General features: G+C 59.6%; 26 protein-coding genes. 14 read left to right on the top strand and 12 right to left on the bottom strand.

The genetic code is table 11. The annotated features are described in order from the left end of the window. Positions 1-2: 2 nt before the first annotated feature. The 7 genes from Q2T52_RS06430 to Q2T52_RS06400 form a co-directional block, all read right to left on the bottom strand. A complete protein-coding gene (locus Q2T52_RS06430; RefSeq protein WP_302075821.1) occupies positions 3-782 on the bottom strand; it encodes a sulfite exporter TauE/SafE family protein in 780 nt (259 codons plus the stop codon). After that, a complete protein-coding gene (locus tag Q2T52_RS06425) occupies positions 779-1,213 on the bottom strand; it encodes a YeeE/YedE family protein (RefSeq protein WP_302075820.1) in 435 nt (144 codons plus the stop codon). The genes Q2T52_RS06430 and Q2T52_RS06425 overlap by 4 nt, the downstream gene beginning before the upstream one ends. Then, positions 1,210-1,617, bottom strand: a complete 408-nt coding sequence (locus Q2T52_RS06420; protein ID WP_302075819.1) for a YeeE/YedE family protein — start codon at positions 1,615-1,617, stop codon at positions 1,210-1,212. Before Q2T52_RS06420 ends, Q2T52_RS06425 begins: the two co-directional genes overlap by 4 nt. Then, positions 1,614-1,961, bottom strand: coding sequence for a sulfite-sensing transcriptional repressor BigR (gene bigR, locus Q2T52_RS06415; protein WP_302075818.1), 348 nt, complete (start codon positions 1,959-1,961; stop codon positions 1,614-1,616). Before bigR ends, Q2T52_RS06420 begins: the two co-directional genes overlap by 4 nt. Beyond that, a complete protein-coding gene (gene blh, locus Q2T52_RS06410; RefSeq protein WP_302075817.1) occupies positions 1,955-3,247 on the bottom strand; it encodes a bifunctional sulfur transferase/dioxygenase Blh in 1,293 nt (430 codons plus the stop codon). Before blh ends, bigR begins: the two co-directional genes overlap by 7 nt. Positions 3,248-3,571: 324 nt before the next feature. Further along, positions 3,572-4,165 (bottom strand): NUDIX domain-containing protein, encoded by a 594-nt coding sequence (locus Q2T52_RS06405; RefSeq protein ID WP_302075816.1) that lies wholly within the window; start codon positions 4,163-4,165, stop codon positions 3,572-3,574. Between the two features lie 3 nt (positions 4,166-4,168). Beyond that, the gene (locus Q2T52_RS06400; RefSeq protein WP_302075815.1) at positions 4,169-6,286 is read right to left on the bottom strand and encodes a molybdopterin-containing oxidoreductase family protein; all 2,118 of its coding nucleotides are present in this window, start codon (positions 6,284-6,286) and stop codon (positions 4,169-4,171) included. A gap of 86 nt (positions 6,287-6,372) precedes the next feature. On the opposite strand from Q2T52_RS06400, the gene Q2T52_RS06395 reads away from it, so the two are divergent. After that, on the top strand, positions 6,373-7,242 hold the full coding sequence (locus tag Q2T52_RS06395) for a 23S rRNA (adenine(2030)-N(6))-methyltransferase RlmJ (RefSeq protein WP_302075814.1): 870 nt from the start codon (positions 6,373-6,375) through the stop codon (positions 7,240-7,242). A gap of 90 nt (positions 7,243-7,332) precedes the next feature. On the opposite strand, the gene Q2T52_RS06390 is transcribed toward Q2T52_RS06395, so the two are convergent. Then, a complete protein-coding gene (locus Q2T52_RS06390) occupies positions 7,333-7,662 on the bottom strand; it encodes a hypothetical protein (RefSeq protein WP_302075813.1) in 330 nt (109 codons plus the stop codon). 458 nt (positions 7,663-8,120) lie between these two features. Here Q2T52_RS06390 and Q2T52_RS06385 point away from each other — a divergent pair, with 458 nt between their 5' ends. After that, a complete protein-coding gene (locus tag Q2T52_RS06385) occupies positions 8,121-8,792 on the top strand; it encodes a ribonuclease T2 family protein (RefSeq protein WP_302075812.1) in 672 nt (223 codons plus the stop codon). A gap of 129 nt (positions 8,793-8,921) precedes the next feature. Beyond that, entirely contained in the window at positions 8,922-9,515 is a 594-nt protein-coding gene (locus Q2T52_RS06380; RefSeq protein ID WP_302076055.1) for a glutathione S-transferase, read from the top strand. A 365-nt stretch (positions 9,516-9,880) separates the two neighbouring features. Here Q2T52_RS06380 and Q2T52_RS06375 read toward each other — a convergent pair whose 3' ends face one another. Next, entirely contained in the window at positions 9,881-10,522 is a 642-nt protein-coding gene (locus Q2T52_RS06375; protein WP_302075811.1) for an outer membrane protein, read from the bottom strand. Positions 10,523-10,890: 368 nt separating this feature from the next. On the opposite strand from Q2T52_RS06375, the gene Q2T52_RS06370 reads away from it, so the two are divergent. The 5 genes from Q2T52_RS06370 (at position 10,891) to Q2T52_RS06350 (ending at position 15,353) form a co-directional block, all read left to right on the top strand. Next, a complete protein-coding gene (locus Q2T52_RS06370; RefSeq protein ID WP_302075810.1) occupies positions 10,891-11,652 on the top strand; it encodes an SDR family oxidoreductase in 762 nt (253 codons plus the stop codon). Continuing rightward, positions 11,649-13,685, top strand: coding sequence for an excinuclease ABC subunit UvrC (gene uvrC, locus Q2T52_RS06365; protein WP_302075809.1), 2,037 nt, complete (start codon positions 11,649-11,651; stop codon positions 13,683-13,685). Before Q2T52_RS06370 ends, uvrC begins: the two co-directional genes overlap by 4 nt. Positions 13,686-13,797: 112 nt before the next feature. Next, on the top strand, positions 13,798-14,385 hold the full coding sequence (pgsA, locus tag Q2T52_RS06360) for a CDP-diacylglycerol--glycerol-3-phosphate 3-phosphatidyltransferase (RefSeq protein ID WP_302075808.1): 588 nt from the start codon (positions 13,798-13,800) through the stop codon (positions 14,383-14,385). Continuing rightward, the gene (gene moaD, locus Q2T52_RS06355; RefSeq protein WP_302075807.1) at positions 14,382-14,639 is read left to right on the top strand and encodes a molybdopterin converting factor subunit 1; all 258 of its coding nucleotides are present in this window, start codon (positions 14,382-14,384) and stop codon (positions 14,637-14,639) included. The genes pgsA and moaD overlap by 4 nt, the downstream gene beginning before the upstream one ends. Before the next feature lie 222 nt (positions 14,640-14,861). Next, positions 14,862-15,353, top strand: a complete 492-nt coding sequence (locus tag Q2T52_RS06350) for a molybdenum cofactor biosynthesis protein MoaE (RefSeq protein WP_302075806.1) — start codon at positions 14,862-14,864, stop codon at positions 15,351-15,353. Here Q2T52_RS06350 and Q2T52_RS06345 read toward each other — a convergent pair. Next, positions 15,325-16,221, bottom strand: coding sequence for a branched-chain amino acid ABC transporter permease (locus Q2T52_RS06345; RefSeq protein WP_302075805.1), 897 nt, complete (start codon positions 16,219-16,221; stop codon positions 15,325-15,327). The genes Q2T52_RS06350 and Q2T52_RS06345 overlap by 29 nt on opposite strands. A gap of 58 nt (positions 16,222-16,279) precedes the next feature. Here Q2T52_RS06345 and Q2T52_RS06340 point away from each other — a divergent pair, with 58 nt between their 5' ends. The 3 genes from Q2T52_RS06340 (at position 16,280) to Q2T52_RS06330 (ending at position 18,519) form a co-directional block, all read left to right on the top strand. Continuing rightward, positions 16,280-16,828, top strand: a complete 549-nt coding sequence (locus Q2T52_RS06340) for a CGNR zinc finger domain-containing protein (protein WP_302075804.1) — start codon at positions 16,280-16,282, stop codon at positions 16,826-16,828. 215 nt (positions 16,829-17,043) lie between these two features. Then, a complete protein-coding gene (locus tag Q2T52_RS06335) occupies positions 17,044-17,577 on the top strand; it encodes a hypothetical protein (protein ID WP_302075803.1) in 534 nt (177 codons plus the stop codon). A gap of 57 nt (positions 17,578-17,634) precedes the next feature. After that, on the top strand, positions 17,635-18,519 hold the full coding sequence (locus Q2T52_RS06330) for a dihydrodipicolinate synthase family protein (protein ID WP_302075802.1): 885 nt from the start codon (positions 17,635-17,637) through the stop codon (positions 18,517-18,519). Positions 18,520-18,615: 96 nt separating this feature from the next. Here the strand turns inward: Q2T52_RS06330 and ndk are convergent, their stop codons facing one another. Both ndk and Q2T52_RS06320 read right to left on the bottom strand, forming a co-directional pair. Next, a complete protein-coding gene (ndk, locus tag Q2T52_RS06325; RefSeq protein WP_302075801.1) occupies positions 18,616-19,038 on the bottom strand; it encodes a nucleoside-diphosphate kinase in 423 nt (140 codons plus the stop codon). Between the two features lie 107 nt (positions 19,039-19,145). Beyond that, entirely contained in the window at positions 19,146-19,829 is a 684-nt protein-coding gene (locus tag Q2T52_RS06320; RefSeq protein ID WP_302075800.1) for a glutathione S-transferase family protein, read from the bottom strand. Positions 19,830-19,970: 141 nt separating this feature from the next. On the opposite strand from Q2T52_RS06320, the gene Q2T52_RS06315 reads away from it, so the two are divergent. From Q2T52_RS06315 to Q2T52_RS06305, 3 genes are all read left to right on the top strand, one after another. Next, positions 19,971-20,480, top strand: coding sequence for a DinB family protein (locus tag Q2T52_RS06315; protein ID WP_302075799.1), 510 nt, complete (start codon positions 19,971-19,973; stop codon positions 20,478-20,480). Positions 20,481-20,540: 60 nt separating this feature from the next. Continuing rightward, positions 20,541-22,430, top strand: coding sequence for an ABC-F family ATP-binding cassette domain-containing protein (locus Q2T52_RS06310; RefSeq protein ID WP_302075798.1), 1,890 nt, complete (start codon positions 20,541-20,543; stop codon positions 22,428-22,430). A 104-nt stretch (positions 22,431-22,534) separates the two neighbouring features. Beyond that, positions 22,535-24,580, top strand: a complete 2,046-nt coding sequence (locus tag Q2T52_RS06305; protein ID WP_302075797.1) for a prolyl oligopeptidase family serine peptidase — start codon at positions 22,535-22,537, stop codon at positions 24,578-24,580. The last annotated feature ends 102 nt before the right edge of the window (positions 24,581-24,682 follow it).

The raw sequence follows: 24,682 nt of genomic DNA, 5'->3' as shown, positions 1-24,682 counted from the left end.
GCTCAAACCGCCATCGCACCCAAGCTGCGATAGATCACATAGGCCGCGACCAGGAAGATAACGCCCGCGAAGATGCGGGTCAGCGTATCCTTGCGCCCGGACAAATGCGTGCATGTCAATGTACCGACGATACCGCCCAGCACACCGCCTAAAATGAATTCTCCCGCTAGGGCCCAATCCACAAGACCGGACAGGGAGTAGTTGACCGCTGTCGTCAATCCGAAAGCTGTCACCGCCATCAAGGATGTACCAACGGCGCTCAGCATCGGCATGCTCGTCGCGAAGATCAGCGCAGGCACGATGAGGAACCCGCCGCCGATGCCGAAGAAGCCGGAGGCAGCACCCGCCAGAACCGCTGTCGCAGCCGTGATGGCACACATACGCAGACTGTCCGGCGGCGGCGCGACCGTGACGGTCTTGCGCGGGCGCAGCATCAGCAAGCCCACCACGATCATGATCAGACCGAAGAAAAACAACAATTTAGAGCCATCGATCGCCTTGCCGAGCGATGAGCCACCAAAAGCGCCGAGAACACCGAAGACAGAAAACACCAGTCCGCAACGCCAGCGGACATGCCCCTTGAGGGCGTGGTTGATGAAGTTGGCGAAGGCATTGACCGCAACCGCCAAAGCGCCGGTACCGATGGCGATATGCGGCTCAGCCACGCCCACGACGTAAAGCAAAAGCGGCGTTGCAAGGATGGAACCTCCGCCGCCCAGAAGGCCCAGCGTGAACCCCACCAATCCGCCCGATCCCACCGCCGCCAGCACATGTTCGATCATGAGAGCCGTCCCGCCAGCAGACGGTCGTGCAGGATCATGCCCACCGCCATGGTCACGACAAAAATCGCCACTGTGCCGTAGCCTAGGGAAAGACTTGCCAGTGCCGGACCAGGACAGAAACCGCCAAGCCCCCAGCCGATCCCGAATAGAGCGGAGCCGAGGATCAGCGGCATGTCGACCTTCGTCTTGGTGGGTAACTGAAAACTATCGGCAAAAACAGGATGGCCCATGCGGCGCACCAAGCCCATTCCAGCAAAGGCGACCGTCACCGCACCGCCCAGCACGAAGATCAGGCTCGGGTCCCAGGCGCCGAAGATGTCCAGAAAGCCTTGCACTCGTGCCGGGTCCAGCATGCCGGAAAGCGACAGGCCAAAGCCGAAGAGAGCGCCGCAGAAGAGGGCCGCGCCGATCTGTTGCACCGTGGTTTTCATAGGCTGCCTCTCAGGAGCGTGACAGTCAGCATGCCTGTTGCCAGGAAGGTGGCGACGGCAGCCATCGAGCGGGGTGAAAGCCGCGCAAGCCCCAACACGCCGTGGCCACTGGTGCAGCCGGAGCCCATGCGTGAGCCGATGCCAACGAGCAGCCCGGCAACAATCACGAGCGGCAGAGAGGCTGTGATGGTGACGACCGGCCAGCTGCCGAAGCCAGCGCGGTAGATCATCGGTCCGAGAACCAAACCAACGACAAAGGCCCCATTCAGAGCCGCACTTGATCCCTGCACCAACCGTCCGAAAATGCCGCTGATTCCAGCAATGCGGCCTGTGAGGATGAGGTAGAGGATGGCGGAAAGCCCGATCAGCCCGCCGCCGGCCAGGGATTGCAGATACGGGCTCATGACGGCATGTCTTCCGCGCAGAAGATGGTGAAGAGCGCGGCGATGAGCTGGGCGGTTTTTGCTTCCGTCAGCTTGTAATAGATCTGCTTGCCATCCCGTCTGGTCTCGACGATATCGGCTTCGCGCAACACGCCCAATTGCTGGGAAAGTGTCGGCTGGTGCACATCCAGCCGCTCCTCCAGCTCGCCCACCGAATGCTCACGCTGCACCAACGCGCAGACGAGCATCAGCCGCACCGGATGGGCAAGCGTCTTCAGGTGCCCTGCCACCTCGTTTGCCTTGGCCTCCATCACCCGGGGGCTCATGGTGATCGGCAATTTCGGCATCGTCTTGCTGTCTACCATGTGGCACCTTCCAGCGCATTGAGAGGAATTTTCAGATAGCGGCGACCGTTCTCCTCCGGCTCCGGCAGGCGACCACCACGTACGTTGACCTGCAGCGCATGCAGGATCAGCTTCGGCATGGGCAGCGTGCGGTCACGCGCCCGCCGCAGTTCCACGAAGGCTGCTTCCTCGACACCGGCCAGATGCGGGTTTTTCCGCTTTTGGATGGCGACCGTGCTTTCCCAGCGCGGATTGCGACCGGATGGCTGGTAATCATGGCCGGTGAAAAGCCTCGTCTCATCCGGCAGGGCCAGAATGTCCTGGATGGAATTCCAGAGGGCCTTGGCGCTGCCGCCCGGAAAATCCGCGCGCGCCGTGCCGCTATCCGGCATGAACATGGTGTCGTGAATAAAGGCGGCATCACCGATCACATAGGTGATCGAGGCCAGTGTGTGGCCCGGCGAAAACATGACCTTCGCCTCGATATTGCCGAGCTTGAACGTCTCGCCCGGTGGAAACAGCCGGTCCCATTGCGAACCGTCCGTTTTCAAGTCCGGCCAGTTATAGATGCCCTTCCATAGAGATTGAACGTCCACGACGTGATCCCCGATCGCCGTCGGCGCTCCGGTCTTTTCCTTGAGATACTGGGCGGCGGAAAAATGGTCCGCATGCGGATGCGTGTCGAGGATCCATTGAACTGTCAGCCCCTGCTCCGCGACATAGGCGAGGATGCGATCGGCATTCTGGGTCGAGGTCTGGCCGGACTTCTCATCATAGTCGAGGACGGGATCAATGATCGCGCAGTGCCGGGTTTCCGGATCGCTCACCACATACTGGACACTCCAGGTGCGGGGATCGAAGAAGCCCTTGACCAAGGGGGAGTATGCGGCGCGGCGCTGCAGCCAGCGGGCGGCGGAGGTGAGATCGAAGCCATGCTGCTGGCCGAAGGAAAGAACATCATCCGCCTTCATGCGACCGGCAAGCACTTCCGAAAGAGCAAACAGCGAGACGGCCCGCAAGCCGCTTTTGCAATGGGCCAGCACCGGCGATTTGGCAGAGGCGAGCGCTGAGCCGAAGGCTTCGACATCGGCATCCGTGAGCTCGTCCATGGTGACGGGAGTGAAATGATAGGCGAGCCCGGCGTCACCGGCATGGCGCGCTTCAGCGCGGGTTCCGAGAGCACCCTCCTCCGCATCTGGCCGAAGGTTGATCAGCGTGCAGAAGCCTTGCGCCGCTGCGGACGCGATGTCATCGGCCATGGGTTGGTCGGCGACCGTCAGCCGGTCATTGATCCGCGTCATCTTCATGATCGTCTCCAGGGGGCATAACTTGAGAGTGCCCGAACAGTATTTATTATATGAAATAATATAATGTATATTGTTCGGAATGGCAAGGGTGTTGATGCCGGCAACCATGTGAAGGCCTGCGCTTAGTGTTCGGGTTACCCCCCTCTGCCCTGCCGGGATCTCCCCACACGGGGGAGATCCACTCGTGGAGCCGTCCCATCCTCGTCACGGATCAGCGATCAGGCGCGCTACTTAACTATGGCGAGGGTACGAGCGGGCAGCCGTTCTGATGATCTCCCCCCGTGTGGGGGAGATGGTCGGCAGACCAGAGGGGGGCCACCTATTTCAACCCAGCTTGGCGCGGTTCAAGGCAGCCCATTGCAAGAGCATGATGGTCTTGCAATCGCAGATCTCGCCGCTGTCGATCATCGAGAGTGCCTCGCCCAGCGGAACTTCCAGCACCTCGATATCCTCGTTCTCCTCGTCCAGACCACCGCCTTCAGAGACACGATCAGCGGTATCGATGATGGCCGCGAAGAAATGGATGATCTCCGTCACCGCGCCGGGAGACATGAAGCATTTGAAGAGAAAGCGCACATCGCGCACCTGATAGCCGGTTTCCTCGATGGCTTCGCGGCGGATCGCCTCCTCCGGGTGCTCGCCATCCAGCAGACCGGCAGGCGTCTCGATCAGGAAGCCGTCATGGCCGTTCTTGTAGGCCGGCATGCGGAACTGGCGCACCAGCACCACGACATCGCGCTTCGGATCATAGAGCAGGATGGTCGCGCCATTGCCGCGGTCATAGACCTCGCGGCTCATCCGCTCCGTGCGGCCATTGCGGCCGGTGTAGTCGTAAGACACCTTGTGCAGGTGATACCAGTTATCGGAAAGCAGCTTCTCCTCGACGATTGCGATCTCCGCCCGCTTCTCAGATGTCATGCCTTACGCTTTCCTCAGCCAGACCCGGTTGTCGTGCACGGCAGCGCCCCCATAGGGCGCGACCGGATCGGCGCCGGTCAGGACATTGATGCCCTCGCCATCCAGATGCGCACCGTTCGGCCACAGCCCTTCGGCAATCAACACGCCGCGCCGCGCGGTTGCCGCGATCTTCACGTGAATGCGCAAGTCTCCTCGCCGGTTGCCGACACGCACGATCTCACCATCCTCAAGCCCATAGGCGCTCGCATCATCGGGATGCACCATCACCTCGGGCCGTCCCTCCTTCTCGCGCGAGGTCTTGGTCTCGGCGAAGGTGGAGTTCAGGAAGTTGCGCGCCGGCGAGGTCGCCAGCCGGAAGGGATGCTCGGCATCGGCCACTTCGATAACGTTCACCTGGTCGGGGAATACAGGCAGTTCCGCATGCGGACCGAGCGGACCGATGCTTGCGGGCGTCTTGTTGGGTGACGGGCCATTTGCCCAATCCGGCTTGAAGCGGAATTTGCCATCGGGATAGCCGAAGCCGTTCAAGTAATGGGCTTCCTCAAAACCGGGCTGGCAGTCGATCCACTTGTCGACCAGCAGTTGCTCATAGCCGGGGTAGCCGTTCGGCGTGAGCATACGGTCGATGTGTTCGCGCTCCGAGAGACCGAAACCTGGATAGTGGTCGACCCCGAGGCGCTTTGCCAGTTCCTCGATGACGAAGAGATTGGTGCGCACCGTCTCCGGCGGCTCAACCAGTTTCGGACCCAGCAGAATGTGATTGTGGCCACCGCCACGATAGAGATCATCATGCTCCACGAACATGGTGGCTGGCAGGACGATATCGGCCATCTTGGCCGTATCGGTCATGAACTGCTCATGCACCGCCACGAACAGATCGTCGCGCAGGAAACCCTGACGAACCAGACGCTGTTCCGGCGCGATATTCATGGGGTTGGTGTTCTGGATCAGCAGCGCGGTTACCGGTCCGCGATGGCGTAGCGCCACCGGGTCGCCCGTCAGCACGCGGCTGATCTGGGACTGGTCCAGCATGCGGATATCCGGGTCCACAAAGGCCGTGCCCATCAGCTCGCGCTTGTCGAGCTTATAGATCCCGCCATTGTTGTGGAAAGCGCCACCGCCCTCATACTGCCACGAGCCAAGCACGGTCGCGATGGAGAGCGCCGCATGCATGGAAACCGTGCCGTTGCGCTGGCGGGTGAAACCATAGCCCAAGCGGAAGAAGGTCTTCTTGGTCGTGCCGACGAGGCGTGCGAAGGCCTCGATTTCCTCGACCGAGAGCCCGGTAATGGCAGAGGCCCATTCCGGCGTCTTCGCCTGAAGATGCGCTTCGAGCCCGGCTGGATCGTCGGCAAACTTCGCCATGTATTCGCGGTCGGCATAGCCATCGCGGAAGGCGACATGCATGATTGCGCAGGCAAGCGCTGCATCGGTGCCGGGCTTCAGGATGATCTTTACATCCGCCTGCTTCATCGTCGGGCTGTCATAGATATCGACGACAACGATCTTCGCGCCGCGCTCCTTGCGCGCCTTCACCGCATGGGTCATGACATTGACCTGGGTCGCGACCGGGTTCGTACCCCAGATCACCACGCAATCGGATTTCGCCATCTCGCGCGGATCGGGACCACGTAAAGCCCCGGTGCCCAGCACATAGCCTGTCCAGGCCATGTTGGTGCATATCGAATCGAAAAAGCCCGAATAGCGCTTGGCATGCCGCAGCCGCTCGATGGAATCGCGCTGCACCTGCCCCATGGTGCCGGCGTAAAAGTAAGGCCAGACCGCCTCGCTGCCATGGGCTGCTTCCGCCTTCACGAAGGCCTCGGCAATCTCATCCAGCGCCGCATCCCAAGAAATATCCTGCCAAGCGCCCTCGCCTTTCGCACCTTTGCGGCGCTTCGGCGTCAGCAGCCGCTCGGGATGATAAAGCCGCTCCGCATAGCGGGCGACCTTGGCGCAGATGACGCCTGCCGTGTAGGTGTTGGCATTGGCGCCGCGCACGCGGCCAATGCGGCCATCGAGCGTCAGGTCGACTTCCAGCGCACAGGCGGAGGGACAGTCATGCGGACAGACAGTGTGTCCGGTGGTGTTTTTCAGGGTGATCGGGGTCGCAACGTTCATACCTTTCCTATAGGACATGCGGGACGCGGCAAAAAGCGCCTTTTGCGTTGCATCAAATCAATTCAAGCATCCCAGCAGGTTTCGAGATGAACTACCGGCACATCTATCACGCAGGCAATTTCGCCGATGTCCTGAAGCACGCGGTGCTGGCGCTGCTGATCCGCTACATGCAGAAGAAGGACAAGGCGTTTCGCGTGCTGGATACGCATGCCGGTATCGGCCTCTACGATCTGTCGTCGGAAGAAGCGCAGAAGACCGGCGAATGGCGCGACGGCATCGGGCGTCTGCTGGACGCAGAGCTGGAGCCGCAGGCGGCAGAGATCCTGAAGCCCTATCTGGATGCCGTGCGCGAACTCAACCCCAAGGGCGAGATCACCCGCTATCCCGGCTCGCCCAAGCTTGCCCGCATGCTGTTTCGCCCGCAGGACCGGCTGGCGGCAATGGAACTGCACCCGGAGGATTATCTTCGCCTGTCCCGCCTGTTTGAGGGCGATTTCCGGGTGCGCGTGACCGAACTCGATGGCTGGCTGTCGCTGGGCGCGCATCTGCCGCCGAAGGAAAAGCGCGGCATCGTGCTGGTCGATCCGCCCTTCGAGATCGAAGGCGAATATGAGCGGCTCGTGAAGGGCCTGATCACCGCCTATCGCCGCTTTCCGGGCGGCACCTATTGCCTCTGGTATCCGCTGAAGAAGGGCGCGCCGATCAAGGAATTCCACGAGGCGCTGAAGGAAGCGGACATTCCGAAAATGCTATGCACAGAGCTTTCGGTGAAGAGCGACCGTGACGCGACGGGTCTGTCGGGTTCCGGTCTCATCATCGTCAATCCGCCCTTCACCCTGAAGGACGAGCTTCACCGCGCTCTTCCAGTGCTCAAGGATATTCTGGCGCAGGACCGTTACGCGTCCACCCGCACCTTCTGGCTGCGTGGAGAGGAGGTGTCGGATGAGGATGATTGACTTCGCAGCCCTGAGGTTTGACGTCGCAGATTGCAAATCTATGTGTGAGTGGGTGTTTCCGAAAATAGAATGCAAATAAATGACAGTCTTTTAAAATCCGGTACGTTCAATGATTTTTGAATATAGAAAATACAAATATCCTGAAACAGACGAAATATCCAAGCCTCTTGTTTCCTTAACAAGAGGCCTTTTGTATTTTTTCGCAATTTTGGAATCTATAATTTGCCTATTTTGCTTATTTTCCCCGGCTTGCATCGTTAAATTTATATATAGCATGACAATATTTGATTTCGTATTAGGAAAATCAAGAACGAAAGATATTTTGTACTTCGAAAAAATAGAGCCCGATTTAGGGTACAGATTTAAATTGGCACTTGAATCGTCATACATTGCATTAATCTTGCTCGTATTGGCATTCACATTCTGCTCCTTATACAATCGAAAATCTGTTAATGGATCATATTTTAAGTCTTATCATGACAAAACCGTTGTTAAGAAGATGATTTTATGTGTATTTATTTTGATTTTTATAATATATTATCTCACATACCATGATATCGAATTCGGAGATTTTCCGAACTATTTATTTAGAAAAATAATGAGTTCCGAACTTTCCGTTTTGTTTGTTGGATTTTATTTTACTTTTACTTACTTCATAACTATCACCACATTAAATGCAGTTGTGACACTGATATTCCGCCGTGAAGACGTTGACTATGCAATAAAATGACGACACAATTTCTACCGGTAGCTGCACAGGCGCACCAGCCGGGACGTAATACGTGTCAACCCTTCGTTTAAGCGCGACCATTGACAAAGCTTCCAAAAAAGATCTCGGCTTCACACCTTAGGTTGCAATTGGTTTAGGGGATTGGGCTATGAGAGCATTGAGATTTTTAGCAGCGTCAATCGCAATGCTGGCGGGGGCTTTTGGTACGCCGGCTTCGGCTGACGGAACCGCAGGGCAGTTCGACTACTACGTTCTTGCGCTGTCCTGGTCGCCAACCTTTTGCCTGAACGGGAAGAATGTATCTCCCACCGACGAGCAATGCGGGTTGGACAAGCATTACGCCTTCATCGTGCACGGGCTTTGGCCGCAATATGCCAAGGCCGATGCCAACGGCCATTACTGGCCGCAGGATTGCAAGGTGAGCCAACCGCGCGACGTAGCCGCGACCGTGCGCGAGCAGGTCTTGCCCATCATGCCATCCAGCAAGCTGATCGAGCATGAATGGGACAAGCATGGGACATGCTCTGGCCTCAGCCAGGCCGACTACTTCAACACAGTACAGGCAGCCTACAAGGCCATCACCGTGCCGGAGGCCTATCAGCAGGTCAAAGCGATCCAGAAGACCGATGCAGCAAAGCTGGAAAAGGCATTCCTGGATGTAAACGCCGGTCTGGAAGCGGATGGTATTTCGCTTCAGTGCAACAAACGGAGCCTACAGGAAGTGCGCATCTGCCTCAGCAAGGACCTCAAATTCCTGGCGTGCCCGGGCATGCGGGATCGCGGCTGCAACGGCGAGTTGACGCTGCCTGCAAAGCGCTAATGCATAGGCGAATGGCCGATTTTCAGCGCCATAAAATACCGTCTAAATCGAAGGGCGTCTCAATGACAGATCGTCTGCGAAGCGTTATCCTGCAGCTCTCAATCTGCCTCGCTTCGATGGAGACCTATCCTGAAACTGCTCTATTCCCCCGCCTCGCCCTATTCCGCCAAGTGCCGCATGGCTGCCCGCCACGTCGGCCTCGATATTGAGGATATCCGCACAGACACCAATGCGGAGCCGCCGGAACTGATCGACAATAATCCGCTCGGCAAGATCCCGGTTCTGATCCGTGAGGGTGAAACGCCGATCTATGACAGCGTCGCCATCATGCACTATCTCGACCGGCAATCGGGCGGAAAGCTCTATCCGAAGAAGGACGAGAAGCGGACCGAAGCGGAAGTGCTGGAAGCGCTGTGCGACGGCATCACCGACTGCCTGCTCGCCATCATCTACGAGCGTCGCTTCCGCCCGGAAGAGAAGATCCATCAAGGCTGGATCGACAAGCAGTGGTCGAAGGTGGTGCGCGGCCTCGACTATCTGGAAAACAACCTGCCAAAGACGAAGAAGCTCAATGGCGGCCACTTCGCACTGGCCGCTCTCATCGGCTATCTGGAACTGCGCTTTGCCGGCCAATGGGCCGATGGCCGCCCGAACCTTTCCGCCTGGCCGGAAAAATTCGCCAAGGTGTTTGCCGATTACGACAGCATGAAATCGGCGGGGTGAGCGATTGGCAGGGTTGATCGGCGACAAGCTGTTGTCGCCCTATCATTTTTAAGCTTCGCTCCGGTCAATCGCTGGCACCCCCCTCTGGCCTGCCGGCCATCTCCCCCACACGGGGGGAGATCGGCAGAACGGTCACCCGCTAGCTACATCAGGCACGTTGAACAGAGCAGTCAACGGAAGCTCAATGGGCAGCGAAACGGCGCGCCAAATGATCTCCCCCCGTGTGGGGGAGATGGCCGGCAGGCCAGAGGGGGGTAAAATGAACGTTGAACACTCACAGCAAGCAGCGCACCGGCATCAAATCATGACGCAACAAAAAAGCCGGAGGTTTCCCCCCGGCTTTTTCGCGATCCAGAATACGCGGATCAGAACTTGACGCCGATACCAACCTTGACAGACTGGTCATCGAAGCCGCGCGAAACGCTGGCGCCGCCGATGTTGTAGTTCTTGTCCTGGTAGTCGGTGTAACGATATTCGACGCGAGCCGTAATGTTGTTGGTGATGAAGGTTTCAACACCCGCACCAACCGTGTAGCCAACAGCGGTCTTGGAGTCCGAGCCGTTCGGGCCGGAGACTTCATGATTGCCAACGGCCAGACCGGCCGTACCGTAGATCAGGAAGGGGTTCAGGTCGTAACCGATACGGCCACGGACAGAGCCGTTGATCTTTTCTTCGCCCGTCAGGCCATCGCCAGCAGCGCCCTTCTGCTTGTTGTAGCCGATGTCGCCTTCGACACCGTAGACGATCTGGCCGCTCTGCCAGTTGTAGCCGCCGTAAACGCCACCGCCCCAGCCGTCAGCATTGGTGTGAGCAACGCCACCCTTGAACTTGCCGAAGTCATAGGCGCCGTAGCCACCGAGATAGATACCGGACCAGTTAGCGGCCGGAGCCGGTGCATCGACAGCAGCCGGAGCTTCCGGAACCTGGGTAACCGCGTCTGCGGCCTGTGCGGAAACGGCAACCAGGCTTGCGGCAGAGACCATCAAGGTCGCGATGAGAGTACGCATACTTTTCTCCTTTTCAATACCGTGCCGGGAGCGCCGTGTGCCAACAAAAGTCGCGGCATTCATTCCCTGCTCGTTGACCAGGAATTTGGTGGGCAATTGAGGAATTGAAAGTACCGAATTGTGAATTGATTGTGGCAACGCAGTGGCCAAAATTGGATGTTGCTTGCGCGCAACATGTATTTCATTAATCTTACTTAAAGGTTAAACCGAGAATTATTAAAATAATACTTCTCACAATCCTGTGATAATTTCAATATCGCGAAATAAGCAAAAACCTTGGTGGTTAACGATCCACCCCCTTGAACCTTCCGTAACAGGATTACATCAGGTTCTGCCAAGTCATTCTCTCAGCCAAGGTTTGATTAAAATTGTCTGCATCCCAAACGGTACTTGTCACTGGCGGCGCAAAACGCATGGGTCGCGCGATTGTGGAGGATCTTGCCCGCCACGGCCACGCTGTTGCCATTCACGCCAATGGCTCCATGGGCGAGGCCGAGTCTCTCGCCTCCTCCCTGAGGGCCGAAGGACATCGCGCCGTGGCGCTTCAGGCCGATCTTCTCAATACAGCGGAGGTTGACGGCCTGATTGATCGCGCCTCCGCCATCCTTGGCCCCGTCACCGGCCTCATCAACAATGCCTCCCTCTTCCTCAATGACACGGCGGAGACGTTCGATCCCCTCACCTTTGATCGGCACTTTGCCATCCATCTTCGGGCGCCTTCTATTCTTTCCGCAGCACTGCTGCGCCAGCTTCCGGCCGACCTGGATGGATTGATCGTCAACATCATCGACCAGCGGGTCTGGAAGCTCACGCCGCAATTCTATTCTTATACACTTTCGAAAGCGGCGCTCTGGACCGCGACCCAGACGCTCGCGCAGGCCTATGCGCCGCGCGTTCGCGTCAATGCCATCGGTCCCGGCCCCTCCTTCAAGAGCGAACGGCAGGCGCCTGAGGATTTTGCCAGACAGATTGCCGGCCTGCCCCTGAAGCGCGGTCCGGGACATGACGAATTCGGTCGCACCATCCGATTTCTTTTTGACACTCCGTCCATCACGGGCCAAATGATAGCCCTAGACGGAGGCCAGCATCTGGCCTGGGAAACGCCTGATGTGGCGGAGATCATTGAATGAATGGAACGAAACTGCCTGACGGCGGCGTTCTCTATGACGAATCAGATGATGACGACGACGACGTCCTTCCCCCCGAAGGCGACGCGGCGCGTTCGCTTGCCGGCGTCGAATGGCATGCGGGCTGGCAGAACGAGAACGGCCTGAAGGGCGCCGAACTGATCGCGGAATTCGTCAAGCACCTGCCGAATGCCCCGGGCGTCTACCGCATGTTCAACGAGGCGGGCGACGTGCTCTATGTGGGCAAGGCGCGCAGCCTCAAGAAGCGCGTCACGAACTACGCGCAGGGGCGCGTGCATTCCAACCGTCTGTCGAAGATGGTGCGCGAAACCACGCAGATGGAATTCGTCACCACGCGGACGGAAACGGAAGCGCTGCTGCTGGAAGCCAACCTCATCAAGCGTCTGCGCCCGCGCTTCAACGTGCTGCTGCGCGACGACAAGAGCTTCCCCTATATCATGTTAACCGGCGACCACCGCGCACCGGCGATCTACAAGCACCGCGGCGCGCGTGCCCGCAAGGGGGAGTATTTCGGCCCATTTGCTTCGGCCAGTGCGGTTGGCCGCACCATTAATTCGCTGCAGCGGGCCTTTCTGTTGCGCACCTGCACCGACAGCGTGTTCGAGGCCCGCACCCGCCCCTGCCTGCTCTACCAGATCAAGCGCTGTTCCGGTCCCTGCACCCACGAGATTTCCGATGCGGATTATGCGGAACTGGTTCAGGAGGCGAAGGATTTTCTTTCCGGTCGCAGCCAGAAGGTGAAGGAAGCGATTGCCGCCCAGATGGGCGAAGCCGCCGAGGATCTGGATTTCGAGCGCGCCGCTGTCTACCGCGACCGTCTGGCAGCGCTCTCCCATGTGCAGAGCCATCAGGGCATCAACCCGGCTGGCGTGGAAGAGGCGGATGTCTTCGCCATCCACCACGAAGGCGGCCTCACCTGCATTCAGGTGTTCTTCTTCCGCGCCGGTCAGAATTGGGGCAACCAGGCCTATTTTCCTAAGGCCGATCCGCAGCTGACCGGGTCGGAAGTGCTGAACGCCTTCCTGGCGCAGTTCTATGACGATAAGCCGGTGCCACGGCAGATCCTTCTCTCCGAAACCGTCGAGGAGCAGGATCTGCTGGCGCAGGCGCTTTCGGAAAAAGCGGGTTACAAGGTCGCGATCCAGGTGCCGCAACGCGGCGAAAAGAAGGATCTGACCGACCATGTGCTGGCAAACGCCCGCGAGGCGCATGGCCGCAAGCTGGCGGAAACCGCGTCGCAAGAGCGGTTGCTGAAAGGCCTCGCCGAAACCTTTGGCTTGTCCTACATACCGCGCCGCATCGAGATCTACGACAACTCGCATATCATGGGCACCAATGCCGTCGGCGGCATGGTGGTGGCGGGGCCGGAAGGTTTCGTCAAAGGCCAGTATCGCAAGTTCAACATCAAATCGACGGACATCACCCCCGGCGACGATTTTGGCATGATGCGCGAGGTCATGACCCGCCGTTTCTCCCGCCTGCTGAAGGAAGAAGGCCTGCCCGACCGCAGCGCGCAGCCGACGGCCGAAGAGGCCGTGGATGCGGGCTTCCCGGCCTGGCCAGACGTGATCCTGATCGACGGTGGTCAGGGCCAGATGACGGCCGTGCGCGGCATTCTGGACGAGCTTGGCATCCGCGAGGTGGTGACCGCCATCGGCGTCGCCAAGGGCGTCGACCGTGACGCGGGCCGGGAACGCTTCTTTGCCGATGGGCGCAGCGACTTCTCATTGCCGCCGCGTGATCCGGTTCTCTACTTCATCCAGCGCCTGCGCGACGAAGCGCATCGCTTTGCGATCGGATCGCACCGGGCACGCCGCAAGAAGGAGATGGTGAAGAATCCTCTCGACGAGATTTCCGGCATCGGACCGACTCGCAAGCGGGCGCTGCTGCAGCATTTCGGCACCGCCAAGGCCGTGTCACGCGCCGGGATCAACGATTTGATGACCGTAGAGGGTATTTCTGAGGCCGTCGCAAAACAGATCTACAATCACTTTCACGAGAATCGTGCAGGTTGAATCTACCAAACTGCGGTGATGCCGCAGAGCGGACAAAAATCAGCGCAAGGTGAGTTGACGCCTCGCCTTCGAGATAGCAACTAAGGACAAGGCACAGGCATACAGGGTCCCCATGGCATCGCGCGCATATAACATCCCGAACCTTCTGACCTATGCGCGCATCATTGCCGTGCCTGTCGTGGTGGCCTGTTTCTTTGTCGAGGGACGTCTGGAAAGCTCCGATTTTGCCCGCTGGACTGCGCTCGGCATCTTCATCGTCGCCTCGATCACCGACTATCTCGATGGCTATCTCGCGCGCATCTGGAACCAGACCTCCAATATTGGCCGCATGCTGGACCCGATCGCCGACAAGCTGCTGGTCGCCTCCGTGCTGCTGTTGATGGCGGCGGACGGCACGATTGCCGGCTGGTCGCTCTGGGCTGCCATCACCATTCTCTGCCGCGAAATTCTGGTTTCCGGCCTGCGCGAATATCTGGCGGAACTGAAGGTGGCGGTGCCGGTGACGCGCATCGCCAAATGGAAGACGACGCTGCAGATGGTCGCCATCGCCTTTCTTCTCGCAGGCCCAGCCGGCGATGCGTTCGGGCTCTATACGACGGCCCTCGGCATCACGCTTCTCTGGGTCGCCGCGGTGCTGACAATCTATACCGGCTATGACTATTTCCGCGCCGGCCTCAAACATGTGGTGGATGCCGAATGAAGGTGAAGCTCGTCTATTTCGCCTGGGTGCGTGAACGCCTGGACAAGCCGGAAGAGGAACTGGACCTGCCGGAAACGGTGGTGACCGTCGCCGATCTTTTGGCGCATCTGAAAACGCTGGGCGAGGAATATGAAACCGCCCTGCAGCACGAAAACGTCATCCGCGTTGCCATCAATCAGGAGCATGCCGAGCATGACGAGCCGATTGCCGGCGCCCGCGAGATCGGCATCTTTCCGCCCATGACGGGTGGATGAGGACATGTGCGTTGCGGCTCAGACACACCCCCTCTGGCCTGCCGGCCATCTCCCCCACAAGGGGGGAGACGACTCGCGGCACCGCCTCGGCCCAATCTGGGCATCAAGGGTGCAGCGGGTTAAGCCCCTCCCACCTGTGGGGAGGGGTTGGGGAGGGGTTTTCACTCCGGACACAATTGTTACCGTCTCCGGCAAACCAGCATATGGCCCGGCAGCATGACCATGTCCCTCACCCCCACCATTCGCGTCCAGAGCGAAGATTTCGACCTCCAGAAGGAAGTCGACAAGCTGACCGCCGGTCGCACGGATATCGGCGCTGTCGTGACATTTTCCGGCCTCTGCCGCGATGAAGGCGGAGCTCTCTCCGCTCTCGAACTCGAACATTATCCCGGCATGGCAGAAGCGGAAATGCGCCGCATCGCGGAGCTCGCGATCGAGCGCTTCTCGCTGCAGGGCCTGACGGCCATCCATCGCTACGGCAAGATCGCTCCGGGCGAGAATATCGTTCTCGTCATCGCCGCTTCGCCGCACCGTCAGGCGGCCTTCGACGGCGCCAATTTCGTCATGGATTTTTTGAAGACCTCCGCCCCCTTCTGGAAAAAGGAACATGCCGCCAGCGGCGAGGCTCGCGGCTGGGTTCCGGCCAAGGATGCCGACGACAGCGCCCGCGACCGGTGGTCCAAGATCACGGAATCACCCGCTCGCGGCGGCTGACGACGAGCAGCGCCACCAGCGCGGAAAAGATCAGCAGTTCCCGCCAGACCAGTGGGCCGTAGCCGGCCAAGAAGGTTTCGGCAAAGCCGACGACGGCGGCACCGGCTGCCGAACGAAGGGGATGCGCATGACCGCCGGCGGCGGCAATCAGGATGCATTTCAGACCGAACAGAAGTCCAGCGCCGAAATCCATGGTACCGAAATAGGCAGTCGAGACAATGCCGGCAAAGCTGGCGATGAGTGCCGCCGCGCCATAGGCCATGATGAAGACCGTGCGGGCACTGACGCCGCAGAGTTCCGCCGCGAGCGCATCATCCGCCACCGCCCGCCAGCGATTACCCCAGGACGTGCGGTCGAGAACCAGCGTTCCCCCGGCGAGTAACGCTCCCATCACAAACACATTGATCAGCTGGATCAGCGTGAGTGTGACGGGCGTTCCCTCCAGCAGAATCAGGACAAGCTTGTCGTTGAGAAAGGGCGGCAGCCAAAGCTCCCGGGTACCTGACGCGATGCGCGCGCCCTCCATCATGACCAGAAGCGCGCCGAGCGTCGCGACGATCAGCGCATTGGGTGAGGCGCGCTCCAGCCGCAGCATCACATAGCGCGCGAACAGCATTCCGCCACTGACCGTCGCCAGCATGGATATCGCGCCACCGAAGGCAAGCGCGGCGGGAAAGGTCAGCCACAGCAGGTTCCAGCCCGTATGCGCGCCCAGCAGGAAGATATGGCCGGAGAAAGCGAACAACGCGCCATAGGCGATATCCGCCCGCTTTGTCACCGCAAAAGCCAGCACATAGCCAAAGGACAATGTGGCGTAGAGCATCGCCAGCGGCACCGCATTTGCCAGTTGCTGCAGGAAATAGACCATAGAACCTCCCATGCGCATTATAACTGGCAATATTGCTTTTACCAGTTATAATGACAGAATGAACTTTTCCTGGACCCCACATCGTTTTGCCGGTGGCGCGCTGGCGCTGGATGTCGCCAACAGCGTGATCCTGCGCTTTGATCCGAGCCAAAGCCTCGATCGCTTTGAGCAGGATGAAAATCTTTCCGCCTTCCCGCAGGCCGCTCAAAGCTTTAGCGCCGAGCGAAGCCTGTTTGGCTCATTGACGCCGGTGAAGGTGGAGAACCGCTCCGCCTTTCTGGCGCTACGCGAGGCGATCGACCGCCACTTCCGGGCTCGAACCGAAGGCAGATCGGAGCCGTTGCTGCTGGCGGATCTTCTGGCCAAGGCGGCAGAGCTTCTGCGCCTGTCGCCAGAACCGGACAGCCTGGAGGCGGCTACGGTGCATTCCGCGATCCGCCTGCTGGCGGAAGTGGAAAGCGAGAGACTGAAGATCTGCGGCCATTGCGGCTGGCTGTTTATCGACCGCAGCAAGAACCGCAGCCGCATCTGGTGCGACATGGCCGTCTGCGGCAACCGCACCAAGGCGGCGCGCCACTACCGAAAGACGAAAGGGGAAGAGCCATGAGGGCTTTTGGGATGGGCACGCTCGCCGCTGGATTCAACTTGTTAACAAACCCCGGCCTTAAAATTCGGAGCAAGACGGTGCGGCAATTTTCCTTCTCCCCGTTGAAACGGGGAGAAGGTCGCGGCAGCGGGATGAGGGGCGGAAATCATCGAGATCGTAGCCGCTTGTTGCCCCTCACCCCAGCCCTCTCCCCGCACGCGGGGAGAGGGGGCTTGATGCTTCGCAGTAAATCGTCTGGCACCAGCTTTTTCAGAAGTCTTGGCATGCTTTGTGTCACACTTTTGCTGACGGGCTGCCAGCGGGAGCATGAGCAATCCATTGTGGAATTCACCGGCCATATCTTCGTCTTCAACTACCGGGTTTCGACGGCGAAATATCTGGTGACGTTGCGGCGTCTCAGCACGTTCCCCGAGGGAGCGGTGGCGGTTGCCGAATACGAGGATCCGCAGGGCGGCGCACCGCTCATCACCAAGGAGGCGCTGCATCCGGCCATCGACAAGATCGTGCTGGAAAGCCCACCGCTGCAATGCGTGCGCGAAGGCCGGCCCTATACGGTGACCGTGCGGGTGATGAGCCGCGAGGACGAGGTGTTGCAGACGCTCAGCGCCAGGATCACCTCCGATTTCGACCAGAGCATCCTGCCGGCCAAGCCGATCGTGGTCGGACCGTTCTACGAGCAGAACCCCGCCGTCTTCAAAGCCGATGGCAGCAAGGATTACACACCGGTGACCGACTGCCCGAAGGCGTAATGCAAGGTGACGACGACCATGCTATCGATGGGCTCCCATCCGTTCCGGAGCTCCCCGATGTTTCATGGTCTATCCGCCTTTCCGCCCACACCGACCGATGCGCAGGGGGTCGTCGATACGGCAGCGCTCGCCCGCGTTCTCGAGGTGATCGTTGCGGCGGGTGCGGATTCGATCGGCCTTCTCGGCAGCACCGGTGGCTATGCCTATCTTTCCCGCGACCAGAAACGCCGCGCCATGGATGTGGCCGTCGAATGCGCTGATGGCAAGGTGCCGATCATAGTCGGCATCGGCGCTCTGAGAACCGACGAGTCAGAGGCCCTGGCAAGGGAGGCGGAACAGGCGTGTGCCAGCGGCCTGCTGCTGGCCCCCGTTTCCTATACACCGCTGACGGAGGAAGAGGTTTTTCAACACTTCAAGACCGTCGCTGCCACCACTGGCCTGCCGCTCTGCATCTACAACAATCCGACCACCACCAAATTCGTCTTCTCCGAACAACTGATTGCCAGGCTCGCAGCACTTCCCAACATCGCTGCGGTGAAGATGCCGGCTGCCGCAGACGGCGATTATGCCGGCGAGATCGCCCGTCTTCGCGCACATTCGCCTTCTGGTTTCGCCATCGGTTATAGCGGTGACTGGATTGCGCCGGTTGCCCTGCTGGCCGGTGCGGATGCCTGGTATAGCGTCGTGGCCGGCCTGCTGCCGGCGCCATCCCTTGCGCTGATACGCGCGGCACAGGCGGGCGACGTAGCTGAGACGCGGCGGATCGAGGAAAGCTTCCAGCCGCTCTGGTCGCTGTTCAAACAGCATGGCAGTTTTCGCGTGATGTACCTGATCGCATCCCTTCTCGGACGCTTCGAGGCGGAGCCCCCTCGCCCGATCCTGCCGCTGGAGAATGAGGTCCGGGAGCAAGTGCAGGCCGCGCTGACGCATCTGGAAAAGTGAAGTTCAAAAAAGACAAAACCGCCCGCGACCTTGAGATCGCGAGCGGTTTGAAGACTGTCAGCGAGGAGACGTTCCGTCTCCTCAGGCTTTCGCCAATCAGCCGACGATTTCGGTTTCGGAGAACCAGTAGGCGATTTCCTGGGCAGCGGTTTCCGGAGCATCCGAACCGTGAACCGAGTTTTCGCCGATGGAGAGAGCGAAGGTCTTGCGGATGGTGCCTTCGGCAGCGTTTGCCGGATTGGTGGCGCCCATGATCTCGCGATTCTTGAGGATGGCGTTTTCGCCTTCGAGAACCTGAACGACGGTCGGGCCGGAGGTCATGCCTTCAACCAGTTCGCCGAAGAACGGACGTTCCTTGTGAACAGCGTAGAAGCCTTCAGCTTCGCGCTTGCTCATCCATACGCGCTTGGAAGCAATGACGCGCAGGCCGTTGTCTTCGAAAACCTTGGTGATCGCGCCCGTGAGGTTGCGCTTGGTTGCATCGGGCTTGATCATGGAGAAGGTGCGTTCGATCGCCATATCCAGAAATCCTTGTTTTTGCGGCTAAGTGGGCGGTGTTTAGCCGCCCCGAATCATGAAGACAAGGGGGATATGCGAATTTCACGCACGCGTCACAATGGCGATCGTCAACCGAAGGCTCGTCCCTTTGCGCCATGAAGATCGAGGCAGCGTTCATACCACTGCAGAGCCGTATCTCCCGATGACAAAGGCAACGGCCCGGTCGTCACACGCAGCCACTGCAGCGCACCGAAGACGATGTAATCGGCAAACAGCGGCGTAGCACCGCCGAGGAAAGCCTGATGCTTCAGCGTATGGCGGATGGGTTCCAGCCGTTGCTTGAGGTTATCGATCTCCGCCTCCCGCATTGGCGGAAACTCTTCCAGCTTGCGCCCGAGATAGGCCTCGCGCGTCTCGCGGAAATAGATCTGGTCCGGCTCCGCCAGCATGTCATGGATGTCCTTGACGGCAAGGCGGGTCAACACCGGATGCACCAGCGTTTGCGAAACGCCTTCCACGAAACGGGACAGCGCCTTGCCGCCTTCGCCACCGAACAAGGTCGGGCGATCCGGATAGGCCTCTTCCAGGTAGAGCGCGATATCGAAACTGTCGCGCACCAGCCGGTCGCCATCCCGCAGGATCGGCACGGTCTTCGAAAAACCGTTCTCCAGCTTAGGGATCTCCGTGAACGGCGTCGGGCGCTCCTCGAAATCCAGCCCCTTATGCGCCAGCGCCATGACCGTCTTCCACGAGTGGGGTGAGAAAGGGCGGCGCTCGTCACGGCCGCAAAGCGTGTAGAGTATCCGGGTCATGGGTTCCGCCTATTGATCGTTGCTGTTCGCGATTTTGACCCCATCCTTTGCCCCCGATCCAATCAGAATTTTTCATGGGTTTCATCACCCAAAGACGGGGAATTTCGCTCTACAAAAGTCTCATCATCTTGGAGGTCTTCAATGCTGCGCCATTTTCAGATGTTTGCCGACTACAACCGCTGGGCCAATCATTGCATTTACGAGGCCTGCTCTGCGTTGACGGAGGATGAATACCACAGGGATATGGGTGCGTTCTTCGGCTCCGCGCACAAGACGCTCAGTCACCTTCTCACCGCCGACCGCATCTGGCTCAAACGCTTTACCGGCATCGGAGATGCTCCGGCCTCGCTCAATGCCGAACCTTTTGAAAGCTTTGAGGCGTTGCGGGCCGCACGCGAGAGCGAAGACCAGCGGATCATCGACTGGGTCGACAACCTGACGCCAGATCATCTCTCCGCCATTATCTCCTATTCGCCTATCACAATGCCAGGCAAGATCGAACAGCCCCTCGCCTCTCTTCTGGCGCATGTCTTCAACCACCAGACCCACCATCGCGGGCAGGTCCACACCATCCTCACCGCTCTCGGAAAGCCGTCTGTGGTTCTCGATCTCGTTTACTTCCAGCGCGGTGAGGGAGCGCGCTGGCAATAAAGAAAAAGGCGGCGGTCCGCTCTCTTGCATCGGTGAAAAACTTCGGCCAAAACCGCGGCCATGATTACGATTACCGATCTTTCCGCACGCATTGCGGGCCGCCTTCTTCTGGATCATGCCAGCGTCAGCCTGCCGACGGGGACGAAGGCGGGGCTTGTGGGCCGCAATGGCGCCGGCAAGTCGACACTGTTTCGCATCATCACCGGCGAGATGGCGTCGGAAAGCGGCTCCGTCAGCCTGCCGAAAAATGCGCGCATCGGCCAGGTAGCGCAGGAAGCGCCAGGCACGGAAGATCCGCTGATCGAGATCGTGCTCGCCGCCGACAAGGAGCGCACGGCGCTTCTGGCCGAGGCGGAAACCGCCACCGACCCGCACCGCATTGCAGAAATCCAGATGCGGCTGGTCGATATCGACGCCCATTCGGCGGAAGCGCGTGCGGCAAGCATTCTGGCCGGTCTCGGCTTCGATGCGGATGCGCAGCGCCGCCCCGCCTCCTCCTTCTCCGGCGGCTGGCGCATGCGCGTCGCACTGGCGGCCGTGCTGTTCTCAGAGCCGGACCTGCTGCTGCTGGACGAGCCGACCAACTATCTCGACCTTGAAGGCACGCTGTGGCTGGAAGATTATGTGCGGCGTTACCCGCACACCGTGCTGATCATCAGCCACGACCGCGATCTCCTGAACAATGCCGTCAATGCGATCGTGCATCTCGACCAAAAGAAGCTGACCTTCTATCGGGGCGGCTATGACAGTTTCGAGCGGCAGAAGGCAGAGGCCGACGAGCTGCAGATGAAGGCGAAGGCGAAGAGCGACGCCGCCCGCAAGCACATCCAGAGCTATATCGACCGCTTCCGTTACAAGGCCTCCAAGGCCAAGCAGGCGCAGAGCCGCATCAAGGCGCTGGAGCGCATGGGCACCGTCTCCGCCGTGATCGAGGATCACGTTCACCCAATCACCTTCCCGGAGCCGGAAAAACAGCCCTCCTCCCCGATCGTTGCGATCGAAGGCGGCGTGGTGGGCTACGAGCCGGGCAAGCCGATCCTGAAACAGATCAGCCTGCGCATCGACAATGACGATCGCATCGCGCTGCTGGGTTCGAACGGCAACGGCAAATCCACTTTCGCGAAGTTCATTTCCGGACGGCTTGAGGCGCAGGCGGGCTCCATCCGCACCGCGCCGAACCTGAAGATCGGCTTCTTCGCGCAGCACCAGCTGGATGACCTGATCCCCGAGCAGTCGCCGGTGGAGCATGTGCGCCGCCTGATGCCGGAGCAGCCGGAAGCCAAGGTGCGCGCCCGCGTGGCCCAGATGGGGCTTGCGACGGAAAAGATGGACACCGCCGCCAAGGATCTCTCCGGTGGCGAAAAGGCGCGCCTGCTGATGGGCCTAGCCGCCTTCCATGCGCCGAACCTCTTGATCCTCGACGAGCCGACCAACCATCTCGACATCGACAGCCGCCGCGCCCTGATCGAGGCGCTGAACGATTACAACGGCGCGGTCATTCTCATCTCGCACGATCGCCATCTCATCGAGGCGACCGTGGATCGCCTCTGGCTCGTCAATGGCGGCACCGTGAAGGCCTTCGAAGGCGACCTGGAAGAGTATCGCAGCATCGTCATCCAGTCCTCGCGCCGCAAGGATGAGAAGCCCGCCACCGCGTCCGCGGAAGAGCCGGCGTCGAAATCCGAGCAGCGCAAGGCCAATGCGGAGAGACGGGCGCAACTGGCGCCGTTGAAAAAGAAGATCAATGAAATCGAGGCGATGACCGCCAAGCTTGAGAAACTGATTCAGGTGCTCGATGTAGAACTGGCAGACCCGAAACTCTACGAAAAGTCTCCGGCCAAGGCCGCCGAGAAAGCCAAGCAACGCAGCGATGCGGCCCAAAAGCTTTCCGAATGCGAAGAGAAATGGCTGGAACTGTCTTCAGAATATGAAGATGCGATGGCGGATTGACCGGTAAAGGCTAGGGGGCGCCACTTCGGCACCCCCTGCTTTTAGGAATTGCCAGCCCACCGGCACACCTCTAGCTTCCGAGCCATCACAGGTCGGAGGCATGCATGGATCTCTTTCTGGAACAGGACGACAATGCGGAAACGCTGGAGTTCGTCCAACAGCGCAATGCGGATTCCTCAGAGCAGCTGAAGGATGCCGCGTTCGAGAAAGATGTGAGCGCCATTAAGGCGTTGATCGAGCGCGACGACCGGCTGATCGTGCCGACGAGACGCGGGAAATGGCTCTACGACTTCCGCCAGAGCAAGGACAACCCGCTCGGTGTCTGGCGACGCATACCGGACGGGCAGAGCCCAACGCCAGATGCGCCCTGGGAAACGGTATTCGATCTCGATGCTTTCTGCGCCGCCGAGGGCAAGCGCTGGATCTATCGTGGGGCCGCCGGATCTCCCTGGGATCCAAGCCGCGTGCTGCTTTACCTCTCGGATGGCGGTTCCGACCTCACGCGCCTTCTGGAGTTCGACACCGAGACCAAGGCTCCCGTTCCCGGCGGCTTCGATACGCCAGCCGTGCGCGCTCATGCCAGCTGGCTCAGCCCGGAGGAGATCTGCTATTTCGGCTCCATTGATGAAAATTCCGCCACCCGCTCCGGCTGGCCAAGACTCGGGCGCAGGCTAAAGCGCGGCCAGAACCCGGCCGATGCGCCTGTGCTCTATGCAGCCGATGAGAGTGACGTTACCGGTTCCTGCGGCATGTTGTTTCCGCATTTCTGGAAAGGTTCGGATGATGAAGAGCCGATCCGCTTTTTCGAAGCCTCGCACGAGATCGGTAAAATCGGTGTTTTCGTCGCCAAGGGCGATGAGGCGCTGAAACGTCTCGACCTGCCTGTCGAGATCGACATCCATCTCAATCACCAATTCTGCCTATGGCGTGCGAAAAGCGGCGAGCGTTACCCGGTGGGTAGCCTTGTCCTGCAGCACTTCGATCCGTCCGCCGATCGCCCCTTGCGGGAAGAAGGCCAGGTTCTCTTCTCACCGTCCAACGGGCAGAGCGTCTCCCAGTTTGCAGTGCTGAAGGAGTGGGCGCTCTACGTCGTCAGCGACCGGCTGAAACCGCGTCTGTTCGTGCTGGATCTTAAGCGCGACCACATCGCGCCGGTGGAAATCATCTTGCCTGAGGCGGTTCAATCCGTCTCCTTCCGCCAACTGGATTCAGACCTGCATACGGGAGAAGAAATCATCCAGGTGATCGGCCAGGGATTTTTGCTGCCTGCCACGCTCTATCGATTGGACCTGACTGTCCCCGGCAGGCAGCCAAGTCTCGAAGTCGTGGCAAACGCACCTGCCTATTTCGATGCCAGCGGCATGAAATCCGAACTTCTGGAAGCAACTTCGGAAGACGGCACCAAGGTACCCTACCACATCGTGTTTCCAAAAGACTGGACACGCGGCGAACTGCCGGTGCTGCAGTATGGATATGGTGGCTTCGAAGTCAGCCTCTCGCCCTACTACTCCGGCATCAACGGGTTGTGGCTCGAAAAGGGCGGCGCCTATGTACAGGCCTATATTCGCGGTGGCGGGGAACTCGGCCCAGACTGGCACAAGGTCGCGATGCGGGAAGGCCGCCATAAGGCCTTCGAGGATTTCGTTGCGGTCGCCCGCGATCTCGTCAAACGCGGCTTCACCACGCCGGATCGGATTGCCTGCACGGGCGGCAGCAATGGCGGCTTGCTGACCGGGGTCATGGCGACCCGGTACCCGCATGATTTCGGGGCGATCTGGACCCGCATGCCTGTCATCGACATGAGCCGCTTCCATGTGTTCCCGGCGGGCAAGGCCTGGATGCACGAATACGGCAATCCGGACGTTACCGGGGATCTTGAATTCATGCTGGCCTACTCGCCGCTTCATAATGTCAAACCGGCAAGCGAGGTCACCTACCCGCCGATCTATATCGAAAGCTCGACCAATGACGACCGGGTGCATCCCTCGCATGCGCGGCGCTTCGCCCACCGTCTACTGGAGGCTGGACACGAGCCCCTCTTCCATGAATTCGGTTCAGGCGGCCATGGCGGGGCCGGTAATTCGGAGGAGCAGGCGGCGCGGACAGCGATGGGCTATAGTTTCCTAGCGCAGACGATTCTGAGCAAGTAACGGATATGAGTTATGCTTGGTCAACCAGTAAAGGTTAAACCCGGCATTAACCATAAACTTCGCGTTAACCATAATCGGACAAAGTGACCGCAAATCAGTTCA

The sequence above is a fragment of the Rhizobium oryzicola genome, assembly GCF_030504645.1.
Lineage (GTDB): Bacteria > Pseudomonadota > Alphaproteobacteria > Rhizobiales > Rhizobiaceae > Neorhizobium > Neorhizobium oryzicola.
The sequence above is the reverse complement of the archived record's forward strand: the minus strand, read 5'-3'. Positions and strand labels throughout refer to the sequence as shown.